Origin of the sequence: Paraburkholderia sp. RL18-085-BIA-A, from assembly GCF_046027075.1 — a bacterium.
Taxonomy (GTDB): Bacteria; Pseudomonadota; Gammaproteobacteria; order Burkholderiales; family Burkholderiaceae; genus Paraburkholderia.
Genome location: NZ_JARESU010000064.1, coordinates 37,990 through 49,276, shown reverse-complemented (window position 1 = coordinate 49,276; position 11,287 = coordinate 37,990). Strand labels below are relative to the sequence as shown.

General features: G+C 64.3%; 7 protein-coding genes and 1 pseudogene. 3 read left to right on the top strand and 5 right to left on the bottom strand.

Going from position 1 to position 11,287, the window contains the following annotated elements; translation table 11 throughout:
- Window positions 1–97: 97 nt before the first annotated feature.
- Window positions 98–511, top strand: a pseudogene (locus tag P0D89_RS31900) (IS6 family transposase); the annotation flags it as partial.
- Between the two features lie 55 nt (window positions 512–566).
- Here P0D89_RS31900 and P0D89_RS31895 read toward each other — a convergent pair.
- Complete coding sequence (locus P0D89_RS31895; protein WP_408364173.1) at window positions 567–1,550, bottom strand: hypothetical protein; 984 nt, start codon at window positions 1,548–1,550, stop codon at window positions 567–569.
- Window positions 1,551–2,099: 549 nt separating this feature from the next.
- On the opposite strand from P0D89_RS31895, the gene P0D89_RS31890 reads away from it, so the two are divergent.
- The gene (locus tag P0D89_RS31890; protein ID WP_408364171.1) at window positions 2,100–2,990 is read left to right on the top strand and encodes a Tll0287-like and HAMP domain-containing protein; all 891 of its coding nucleotides are present in this window, start codon (window positions 2,100–2,102) and stop codon (window positions 2,988–2,990) included.
- A gap of 1 nt (window position 2,991) precedes the next feature.
- On the top strand, window positions 2,992–4,422 hold the full coding sequence (locus P0D89_RS31885) for a serine/threonine-protein kinase (RefSeq protein ID WP_408364169.1): 1,431 nt from the start codon (window positions 2,992–2,994) through the stop codon (window positions 4,420–4,422).
- A 3-nt stretch (window positions 4,423–4,425) separates the two neighbouring features.
- On the opposite strand, the gene tagF is transcribed toward P0D89_RS31885, so the two are convergent.
- Genes tagF through tssK form a run of 4 tightly spaced genes read right to left on the bottom strand, consistent with a single transcriptional unit; the run spans window position 4,426 to window position 11,273 of the window.
- Window positions 4,426–4,995 (bottom strand): type VI secretion system-associated protein TagF, encoded by a 570-nt coding sequence (tagF, locus tag P0D89_RS31880; RefSeq protein ID WP_408364167.1) that lies wholly within the window; start codon window positions 4,993–4,995, stop codon window positions 4,426–4,428.
- Window positions 4,992–8,585, bottom strand: coding sequence for a type VI secretion system membrane subunit TssM (tssM, locus tag P0D89_RS31875; protein WP_408364165.1), 3,594 nt, complete (start codon window positions 8,583–8,585; stop codon window positions 4,992–4,994). Before tssM ends, tagF begins: the two co-directional genes overlap by 4 nt.
- Window positions 8,582–9,913 (bottom strand): type VI secretion system protein TssL, long form, encoded by a 1,332-nt coding sequence (gene tssL / locus P0D89_RS31870; RefSeq protein WP_408364163.1) that lies wholly within the window; start codon window positions 9,911–9,913, stop codon window positions 8,582–8,584. The genes tssM and tssL overlap by 4 nt, the downstream gene beginning before the upstream one ends.
- Before the next feature lie 28 nt (window positions 9,914–9,941).
- Window positions 9,942–11,273, bottom strand: a complete 1,332-nt coding sequence (gene tssK, locus P0D89_RS31865; protein ID WP_408364161.1) for a type VI secretion system baseplate subunit TssK — start codon at window positions 11,271–11,273, stop codon at window positions 9,942–9,944.
- Window positions 11,274–11,287: the final 14 nt, after the last annotated feature.

Genomic DNA, 11,287 nt, shown 5'->3' with positions numbered 1-11,287 from the left:
GCATTGCGGGACTTGTCAGCCTACTCTATAAGAAACCGGCACTGCGACTGGAAGCACACGCGGCCCTTGTTGCGAGCCTCCCCAACGTTTGCGCGCTCTCTATCGGGCCGTCGATAAGGCCGGCGACACAGTTGATTTCCTGTTCTGCGCCAAGCGGAACAAGGCAGCGGCCCGGCGCTATTTCGAAAAGGCGATCGCTGGAAACGGCATACCGGAGACGGTGACGATCGACAAGAGTGGGGCGAATCTCGCAGGGCTAAATGCGATCAATGCTGATCGCGAAGTGCCGATCAAAATCCGACAATCGAAGTATCTGAACAACGTGGTGGAGCGGGACCATCGGGCGATCAAACGCATCGTACGACCAATGCTAGGATTCAAGAGCTTTCGTTGTGCCCGCATCATTTTAGGCGGCATCGAACTCATGCGCATGATAGCGAAAGGGCAGATGAAGAGTGACGATGGACGGCATCGTTCAGTCGCCGAGCAGTTCTACGATATTGCAAAATAAGCATTCCTATTCGTTTTGCCCTGCCTTTTTCTAATTTCCTTACCGCGACAGAACCCTATTTGTGGGTCCCGCTGAACAGCCGCGAAAACCAGCTGCCCGTGTCTTTCGACTCATCGGCTGGATTCGCCGCCGATGCGTTGTTGTTGCTGTTGCCCTTAGCCGCAGGCACACGCGCAGTCGCGCCGCTCGAACCGAATTTTACGCTTGTGCTCTTCTGCGCAACCTTAAAATCCGCTTTCGGGTTGGGGTTGGGCGCAGGTTGGACAGTTCGCCATTCGGGCAGCGCGGATAAATTCTGCTGGACGCGCTGCTGGAACGTGGCGTCGGCAAGCCGTGGGCTGAATCGCTCGACGAAACTGGTTTCGGGCTGTTTGCGCGCGGGCAAGGCACTCGTCAGCCATGCGGCGACGTCCTCGAACGCAACCGGCCGGAGGGGCGCCGGAAGATCGTCGCGTAACTTGCCGGTCGTGGGAATACGCATCAGCGCATCCTGGAATGCGACCGGCATGCCGGCGAGAAACGCAGGCGACGGCCTCGGTCTCACGTCGGCAGACTCACCCGACGTGACCGATGCGAAATGCCCCTCGGCCAGCGCCACGCTACCCGGCGCAGGAGCGCTGCTGGCCGGCAACTCCAGTGTCTGAGTGCCGCTCTCACTGAACACTTCGCTTACAGGGGCCGGGTTCGAAACGGCCGCAACGATGGCCGCAGCGTGATCGCCAACTTCAAGGGTGCCGCGCTCCGTTTCGACCGCCGGTAACAAACAGGACGATGCCGCGCATGTGTGCGAAATCTTTATCCAACCTTTCAGCAATGACACGTGCGCTTTCGATTCGAGCAAAATCTGCGTGCCTGGGCCAAGCGCCATGACATTGCCCGCATCGTCTTGAAGCAGCAGCATTCCGTTCGCGCCCGACTCGATCATGTCGTCGGCACTCAGGCGTTGGTTCACGCCGGCACTATAGACATCCATACCGCGAATGACTGTTGCGGGCGCATCGGCGATCGCAATGCTCCAATCGGCATGCGCGGCAGGCACGATGAAAGCGATAAGGAGCGGGATCGACCCAATGAGCCGGCGGGGAGGATGAAGGGGGCGATCAGATCGAGTTGTCATTGAGGTTGCAAAAGATCAAGTATGTCGAATTCGCCGCGTTCGATCCGAACAACAGCCCATCGCCGCGAGTCATTTCTCGCCAGACGCAATGTCTTCGTTACCTGGATGAATGATTTGACCCGCGGTAAACCGAGACGCTCAGGTGCTCTGTTAGGTATGTCGGAGTACTTTCGGCCTGCAATTTATCCGCGCACTGAATGCTACAATACATCGAAGATCTTAGCCGCGCCGGCTGTGCCACTGCGTCGCTTTGCACGCGTTGGTCCCCGAACGCGCGCGCATATCGGGACTGGCCAGACGCTGTCGCCAATGAGGAATTCGGCGCTCGGTCACCTGCGGTATCTCGGGCAAATGCAGTATTCTCGCTTCGATGTATCAGGTGCGAACCTCTCCGAAAATCGGCGGCGCGCTGCTTAGGCGCCGCCGATCAGTACAACCTGGCCGCCATCGCAGCCCAACGCCAACACGTGCATGAAACTGTCTTTGAGTGTCAAGTTCAACCTGGTTTTCCTGATCGTCTTTGCAATCGGCCTGGGCGGTGCAGGCGCGCTTGCCAACCGGCTGCTGCAACAGCAGGCGCTCGAAGAGACCGAGCATGATGCCAACGTCCTGCTGAGCGCCGCCGCGTCGATGCAGAACTATACGTCCAGCCACATCACGCCGCTGCTCGCCACACAGATCAAGTACCGGTTCGTCCCCGAATCGATTCCCGCCTTCTCCGCTATCGAAATGGTCAACCTGCTGCAAAAGGAGTTTCCAAGCTTCTCTTACGAATCGACGATGCTCAATCCCACCAATCCGCGCGACCGGCCGACCGACTGGGAGAACGACGTGATCAGGCAACTGCACGATCATCCCGCACTCAGGGAAATGACCGGGCAGCGCGACACGCCGGCGGGCCGGACATTGTATCTGGCGCTTCCGACCCGCATCACGGATGAGGCGTGCATGCAGTGTCACAGCACGCCGAGCGCGGCCCCGAGTACGATGATCGATAAATACGGTTCGGCAAACGGCTTCGGCTGGCCCATGAACGAAGTGATCGGCGCCGAAGTCGTTTCGGTGCCGATGGCGCAGCCGATCGAGCGCGGCCGCGCCGTATGGCGGACCTTCATGATCTCGCTGACCGGCGTGTTCGCCATGGTCATGATCGTGATGAACATCATGGTGCATATGCTGGTCACGCGGCGCATCCAGTCGCTGTCACGCGCGGCCGATGAAATGAGCCTCGGTAAGCTTGACGGCGCGGCGTTGCCGACACACGGTTCGGACGAGATCGCGTCGCTCGCGGTATCGTTTGGGCGCATGCGGGCCAGCCTGATCGAAGCGTTCAAGATCCTCGACGCAGAGCAGGGAAAATAAGATGTCATCCGCGGGCGAGGCTCCCGACTATCTTGGCCGCTATCGAATCGAGCGTGTACTCGGGCGCGGCGCGATGGGCATCGTTTACCTGGCGTTCGATCCGCACATCGAACGCCAGGTCGCGCTGAAAACGATTCGCGGCGATCTGCCGGGCACGGCGAATGGCGCTTCGTCGACCCATAGCCTGAGCGCGCGTTTCCTGAACGAAGCGCGCGCCGCGGGCCGCCTCGTGCATCCGAACATCGTGTCGGTCTACGACTATGGCGAGTCGGGCGAAACGGCCTTCATCGCGATGGAATACGTACAGGGCGAAAGCCTCGCTGCACGGCTGGCACAGCATGCCGCCGCCGGCACGCTCACCGACCCCGCGCGAGCGCTGGGCTGGTTTGCGCAACTGCTCGGCGGCCTCGAGTACGCACACGAAGCCGGCGTGATTCATCGCGATGTCAAGCCTGCCAACCTGCTGATCACGCAACGTGGCGAATGCAAGATTACCGACTTCGGGATAGCGCGTATCGACACATCGCAACTCACACAGGCGGGCGTGCTGATCGGCACGCCGAGCTACATGTCACCGGAGCAGTTCACCGGCGACGCTGTCGATGCGCGCGCCGATCTTTTCTCGGCAGCTGTCGTGCTGTACGAAATGGTGACCGGCGTCTGTCCGTTCGAGGGAACGGCCGGTGCGGTCATGCGGCAAATCCTCGATGACGAACCGCGCCTGCCCTCCGAACGCGTGCCGAACCTGCCGGGCTATCTTGACGCGATGCTGATGAAAGCGCTCGCCAAGCGGCCCGAAGATCGCTTCTCGTCCGCGCGCGAATGGCGCGAACATCTGCTGAACCAATCAGCCGTCTCGCGATTCGACGACGCCGACATGACCGTCATTTCGTTCGCGAGGCCGGAGACGGTACTCGAAACGCCGTCGCTCAACGAAACGTCGTCGAGATGGCCCACGGATCTCGTCGCGCAACTCGAACAGCAACTTGCCTCGCACATCGGTCCGATGGCGAGCTTTCTGGTGCGGCGAGCCACCGCGCAAGCGCACGACGTGGCCGAGCTGCGCGATCGTCTCGCGCCGCACTTTCGGACGGAGGCTGCCCGCAGCGACCTCAACGTCTTGCTCGCTCTTCTCGACGAGCGTCCTGTCGATGCAGGCTCGTCCGTAAAGAGCGTCGCTGCCGCCGCGCAGGCAACGCAATTGCCACCCCGCGTCGCCATCGATGCGGCCCTGCTCGAGGACGTGGCGCGCAAACTCGCAGCGTATCTTGGACCGATAGCGAAGGTTGTGACATCGCGCGCCGCGGCCAACGCCCGCGACCTCGACGACTTGATGGAACGGGTAAGCGTCGCCGTGCAGGATCCGAAAGACCAGCACAAACTGCGTCAGGAACTGAACGCCCTGCGCGATCAGCCGTCGCAAGGCGACTAGGGCTCATCGGCCAAGCAGCCTCGTGAAGAGTGCGCTGTCGAGCGTCCCGCTGCGAACCGGCGGGCTGGCCGGATCATCCTGCAGAGTCCACCAGTTACTCCCGATATCCGAACGAACGCCTAGCGGCCATACGTCCTCGTGTTTTTCGCTGAACGCCTTGATGTCCGCCTCGAGGCGGCTCAGCGTGAAGCTGTCGCCGAGTGTCGAGAGCGCGAGGCTCGCCGCCTGCCGATACCATGCGCTGCCGCCGACCCGCCAGCGCGCGGCGGCATCGGGCGCGGTGCGGATCGCGATCACGAATGGAAAGTAACGCCCGACCGCATCCAGGCTTGGCACCATGACGCCCGCGTAGCCGTAATCGTCGACGACGCCTCCTTCCAGCGCGAAACACCACAGCGGCATGACGAGATAGGACGCGAGCCACGCGTCGCCGAGCCGTTCGCGCGCTGCCAGCATCCCGCGCTGCACCCATTCGTCCCACACGCCGACGAACGACCGGGACAAGCCTCGGCCGACGAAATCTCCGCGCGTGCGAACCTTGCCGTAAAAACCGATCTCGACGGGCCGCGTCATAGGTTATCCGGACAGCGGAAACGGCTCAGCAGACCTGGCTGAAACGGATTGGCCACGCTATTGGCGTCGAACTCGAGTTCCACCTTTCCCGCATCGAAAGCCACAGTGAAGCGGTCGGGCTGACCGGCCTCCCGAACCTGCGCGGCGTCGAGCAGGTGCAGCAGTGCCCACGGCCCGTCCGCGTGTAGCGCCGGGTTTCCAGCCGGCGGTGCGGGATCAAGGTCGACATGCGCCTGTCCTGCGGCCTTGCCGCCTAGCCACTGAAAAGGCGCCGGCTGAGCCGTCGCGCCGGAGCTCGCGACGAATTGCTGGCCGTCGACGTCGAGGACAAAGCGCTTCACGGCAGGATCGAGCTTCAGCAGCTTCACTGAGAAGCGCACCGCCACATCGTGGCCGCCGTCGCGGAAAAGCGCATCGCGAATCTGCGCCGCACGCTGAAATTCGACCGGCACATCGTCGGGCACGCCCAGCGATCTGGCCTGCGGACGCCAGCGCCAAGTTGGGCCGCTGGTATCGATGCTGTTCTGCAGATTCTTCGCAAAGAAGTCATCGATGGTGCCGCCCGGTTCGAGCACACGGGCGAAATCATCGGGCGCGGCATCACGTGACGAAGCCGCCACGAGCGGATAACGGCCGTCGATCGCTTCCCGGCACAGCGGCGCGACGTTCGCCGTCCAGAGCGCATCGAGCCGGGCACGCTCGCCACTGACCCGCAGCGAATCGGCGTTGCCGGCCACACCGTCGAGCACCGAAGTGACCGGCGGTGGCCCGTCTTGCGCGAGCAGTTTGAGCTTGTCGAGAGAGCTTGTTTGTGGTGGCGGCAAAGACTGCTTGCTGGCCGAATCGACGGCCTGAAGCGTCGCCGCAGCGTCGCCCAGCGCGGCGACGGTCTCATCGAGCGGCGTGCCGGAGGTCGCCCCCGGCTTGCCGACGAAGTCATGCAAGGCCTGGAAATGCGCATCCACCATCGTGGGTTCCGCGACCGGCGGCGTGCCCGGCGCCACCCCGAAGACCCCGTCGATGCGTTTGCGCAGCGCGTCGAGCTTGCCTGGATCGGTGGAAGACACGGCCGGTGTCGCTGGCGTCAGCGTCGTTTCCCTTGCAGCGGCCACGACCAGCGTGCGCAGCGGCGAATGTCCCGATGCCATCAGATTCGCGATCCGGGCGCCCTGGTCGGGCGTGGAGAAAGGCACCACGCCGATGTCCGCCAGCAGCGCGTCCCATTCGCGAATGTATTGCTCGCAGTACAACTGGGTCAGCGCATTACGCAAGTCGCCGCTCGACGCCGCGCCCGGCGTCGAGTCGCCGTGCCCGAGCACCCAGTCGCCCTTGCCAGCGTTGGCGAGCGCGACCTCGCGCAACTGCACGAAGTTTCGATATCCGGCCACGGAGTAGATGCCCGGGACGCCACGCGTCAGCGGCTCGCCGCTTTTCCTCACGAATACAAGCACGCCGTCCGGGCCGGCGGCCTGGGCGATGGTGAAATCGGGCAAGTGCATGTCCAGCAGGCCTTGGCGGATATGCGCGGACATCCGCTGCGCGAGCGGGACGCTATCAAGGGTCGCCCGCGCCTGGGCGATCAGCTTTTGATCCAGCGGGAGATTCGCGTCGAACTCACCATGCAGGAACAGCACCGCCAGATGCTGGTCGAGTTCGTTTCGCTGTAGATCGCTCGCCCGGCTGAGCGCCCCTGTCTGCCAGTCGCGCATCGCCCAGCTTTGGACGACGGCGGGATCGAAATGAACCGGGTCGCCGAGCATCAGGTAAGCGCGCAGCACGTCGTATTCGGCGCCAGGATCGTTCGAATCGCCGCGCCGCAAGTCGTCCTCCATCCGCTGCAGGACGATCGGCAGCAGCGTCTGCTGAAGCAGCCGCCGGTACACCCGCCGCGCTTCGCCACCGAGCTTCTCGCGCTGGTTCAGGCCAAGTTTAGCCCACCATGGCGTGCGATGCGCCCGCTGCCCGGCTTCGCCGCCCGGCAGGTCGCGCGCGGCGTCGAGCAACGGCAGCAGCGCGACCGGATCGCCCGTGTCCGCCCCCTGCTGTGCCATTTTTTGCAGCGCCGCGATCTGCTGGCTGCTCGCTTGCACGAATTCGCGGTTCGCGCGATTGCTCACAAAGAGGCCGACGAGGCCCACGACCAGCAGCACCGCCACCATGCCGACTGCGACTCGCTGAAAGCGCGCTCGGCGGCGTTCGACCCGCACGTTGCTGCCCGCAAGCCCGGCCTCCGCGAAGATGACCTCGCTCAACAGGCGCTTCACGAAGTAGGCACGCCCGCTTGCGCTGTCCTGCAACAGCACTTCGCGTCGCAGGCCGAGGGCGGCAGCCATCGAACTCATCATGCGGTCGAACGGTCGGCCGCTTTGGGTGCCACTCGTGAAATACACGCCGCGCAATAGTGCCGGCTGGTCGAAGCGCGACTGGCCGAAAACATCACGGAGGAAACCTCCAAGCGGGCCTTCGATTCCCGCGAACTGCTGCGGAAATGCATAGATGAACGAACGGCGGCGCGGATCGGTTTCCTGCTGCATCCGATGCAGCACGCGATCCTGCAACTGCCGATGGAGCAGGCCAAACTCCTCGGGGAACCGTTCGAGCGCGCCCGCACCGGTATCTCCAAGCGCGGTGTCGCCGGTGTAGGGGAACGTGATGCCCCAGACCTGCTCGCGCTCGTCACGGCCGAGGTCGTCGAAGAACTCCGTGAAACCCGACAACAGATCGCTCTTGGTGATCACCACGTACACCGGAAACTGCATGCCGAGTTCAGTGTCGAGTTCCTTCAGGCGCCCGCGCACGGATGCGGCATGCGCCTCGCGCGCGGCGCCGTCCTGTTGCAGCAGGTCCGCCGCCGAGACCACGACCAGCACGCCGTTCAGCGGCCGGCGCGCGCGAAACTTGCGCAGCAGCCGCAGGAAGCCGAGCCATGCGCCGCGATCGGCTTGCGCGTGGCTGTCCTGGGTCGTGAAGCGGCCGGCCGTGTCGAGCAGGACCGCATCGTCGGCGAACCACCATTCGCAATTACGCGTGCCGCCGACGCCGCCCACGGACTGCGCGCGAGCACCGAGCCGGTCGGCGAGCGGAAAGCGCAGACCCGAGTGCACCAGCGCGGTCGTCTTGCCGGAGCCCGGCGCGCCCACGAACATGTACCACGGCAGGTCGTAGATCGACGGCCGGCCGAGTTCCTGCCACCAGCGCTTGCGGCCGTTTGCCGTGCCCGCCGTGCGCAGCGTCTTCAGCGCCTCCTCGAAGCGCGTTCGCAAGATGGCGAGATCGTCGTCCGTGGCTTTCCTGGCCTCGCTGGCTTCGCTCGCCTCGCTACCGCCCGCGCTTGCATCGCCAACGAGGCGCCTCACGAAGTTCGAACTCGCAAGCCGGGGCTTCACCCAGTGCGCGCCCCAGTAGGTCGCCCAGGCGGCGAACATCATCGCGATCAAGGTCCACCGGCTCGCCGGGCTTTCGAGCGGCACATGCCCATCAAAGGCAAGCAGCGGGCCCTCGTACCAGAACACGAACGATAGCGCCAACACGCCGGCAAGCGACATCGCGAGCGACTTTCTCAATCCATTGAAACGCTGAGACCCGATCATGACACCGCTCCCGGCGACAGAATTTCGATCTCGACACGGCGATTTCTCGCGCGGTCGGCAGGGGTGTCGTTAGGCGCGATCGGCTCGGTGTCGCCGCGGCCCTCGGCGGAAATGCGCGCCGACGCCAGCCGGCTGGCGAGGAACGCGCGCACGGTTTCCGCGCGCGCCTGCGACAGTTCGACGTTCGAGGGGAAACGCGCGGACAGGATCCGCTGGTTGTCGGTATGTCCAACCACCACGATGTTGCCGGGCTTGTCCCGCAATGCATTGGCAATGCGCTGCATCAGCGGCACGAAGTGCGCGTCGAGCATCTCGCTGCCCGAGGCGAACAGTTGCGCGCCTCCGCCGGTGGTGTTGACCGTGACCGTTGTGCGCCCTTCGCTTTCCGTGACCGCCACGAGCCCCTGTGCGATCTCGGGTGCGAGGAAACCGGAGAGTGTCGCAGCGAGCCTGGGTACCGCATCGACCTTCGATGCCAGCACAGGAGCCGGCGCGACCCGTATCGCGTGCAGCGAGGCGAACACGGGATCGGAAAAGTCGTTGATGCGCAGGCTCAGGATCAGGCTTGTCGTCGCGAGCACCAGCGCGGCGAGCGCGAGCGCGACCCATAGCGGCACGAATTGCAGCAGCCGCTTGTGCTCCCGCTGCGCGGGCTGCCAATGCGGCGACAATGCCCGTTCGACGGGTGGCCGTTGCGCGCGGATCATTTGCTCGAGCCGTTCGCGGATGGTTTCGAGCTGGGTGCGGCCGTTGTCGACCAGGCGGTAGCGTCCGGCGAAACCCATCGAAAGAATGACGTAGATGAGTTCGAGCAGATCGAGCTGGGCCGCGGGCGTCTGCGCGAGGCGTTGCAGCAGCACGAATACGCGCTCGCCGCCCGAAGCCTCGTTGTGGAACGTGACGAGCAGGCTGCGCCGGCCCCACACGCCCGCGCCCCATGGCGTCGCCGCGATCGCTTCGTCGATGAACGTGCACAGGCAATAGCGCGCCACGCCGAGCTGCTCGTCCGGCACACCGAACGCGCGGCCGTTCTTCTCGAAGGTACGGACCATCTCCATCAGTTGCGCTCGCAGCGCGTCGACGTCGGGATGGTTCGCGAGGCGCCGCAGCGGCATGGCGAGCTCGAGCAACGGATTGGCCGCGCGCAGCAGCGGATTGCGGCCCGGAAGCATAGCGCCTAGCGGCGCCAGATCGGGGCCGGGCGGGGGCGCCTCCTGCGCCGGTTTCTCTCGACGCGCGCCCGGCATCGGAATCACGATGGTTCGGGCCACGTCGAGAAAGCGCATGGTCTCGTGCGGATCAGGTGAAGTCTGTGTCTGGTCGTTCATAGGGTTTCCTGCGGCCGCGTGCCACACATCAGCGGCGTATCGCCCAGCATTCCATCGTCAGGCCGGGGAAATCCCCCGCCACGTGAAGCGCCATCCCGGCCGATGTCTGCAATGCCTGCCAGCCTTCATGGCTGTCGTCGAGTTCGAAATAGGTAAAGCCCGCGTGAAACGGCAACTGGCGCGGCGCCACGGGCAGCGCCCGCAGGCGGATGCCCGGCAGCTGCAGGTTCACGAGATCACGGATCTTCTCCATCGCGCCGACCTTCACTTGCGCCGCGAAGCCGGCGAGCATCACCTCGGCCGAAACCTGTGCACGCACCGCCAGCACGAAGGTCGCATGGGTGAAGAGCGACTTGTCGGCGACTTGTGCGACGCGCAAGCCGTACTTGCGCTCTTCCAGAGGAATCGATACAACGCCCGGATCGGCCACGCGGCTGAGCGCGGCCCGCAATGCATTGATGACCGGCTTGAAGGTTTCGCGCAGCCGGTCATGGCGATATACAGGGAACACGGGGGTCCTGCGTTCGCGCAGGCTGAAGGTGGAAAGTTCGCCAGCCATCTGCACGGTTACCCGGAACAGGTCCTCCGGATGGCAGCCGGCTATTGAATCGAGATGGGCGACGAGCGGTTGCGCGCGGTTGACCATCTGCAGCAACAGGAAGTCCGCGATCTCGGCGGTGCCCGTGGCTTCCTGGCCGAGGCGCGCGGCGAGCGCCTCGCCGCGTTGCTGCAACAGTCCATGCAGTTCCGCCGAGAAACGTTTGAGACAGCCGCCGACTTTGAAGTCGAGGCACGGCGGGCAGTAGTCGTCTTCCAGCACCACCCGCGAGTCTGCGAGGCGCTCGGCCACGCGCACGATACCGAGCGTGACGTAGGCGTTTGCCACGTCCTGTTCGAGCGCGAGACGCAGGCGCAGCTTGCCCAACTGCATCAACGCCTTGCCGGCGCCGAGGTCGTTGCTGTCGGGCACTTCGCTCTCGGTCGTACGGTAACGCGTCAGCTCGTCGCCGCGCCCGGTACCGCCCGACTCCGCCGCGTACTCACGGCGCACCGGCAACGCGAGCACGACGAGCAGGTTGCCGCTTCCCTCGGGCACGTCGAGCGGCTCGGGCAGGTCGTCGTCGCCAGGCAGGCTGAATGGCGTGCCGTCGGGCAACACGCCCACGGCCGAACGCAGCGCGATCTTGCCGAGCTTCAGCAGTTCGTCGTCGAGTTCGAGCGACGTGAAACCCCAGCTGTATGGGCGCAGGCTGGCGGTCCGTGCCTCGAGATGGGTTTGCAGATGGCGGTCATGCTGCTGCAAATGTTGCGGCTGGAGGAACATGCCCTCCGACCAGATGACCTTGCTGTTCCAGACCATTGTTTTCCGATGTT

Coding starts and splice junctions, on each gene's coding strand:
- P0D89_RS31890 (WP_408364171.1), top strand. CDS start 2,100: ATGAAACTGTCTTTGAGTGTCAAGTTCAACCTGGTTTTCCTGATCGTC.
- P0D89_RS31885 (WP_408364169.1), top strand. CDS start 2,992: ATGTCATCCGCGGGCGAGGCTCCCGACTATCTTGGCCGCTATCGAATC.
- tagF (WP_408364167.1), bottom strand. CDS start 4,995: ATGACGCGGCCCGTCGAGATCGGTTTTTACGGCAAGGTTCGCACGCGC.
- tssM (WP_408364165.1), bottom strand. CDS start 8,585: ATGATCGGGTCTCAGCGTTTCAATGGATTGAGAAAGTCGCTCGCGATG.
- tssL (WP_408364163.1), bottom strand. CDS start 9,913: ATGAACGACCAGACACAGACTTCACCTGATCCGCACGAGACCATGCGC.
- tssK (WP_408364161.1), bottom strand. CDS start 11,273: ATGGTCTGGAACAGCAAGGTCATCTGGTCGGAGGGCATGTTCCTCCAG.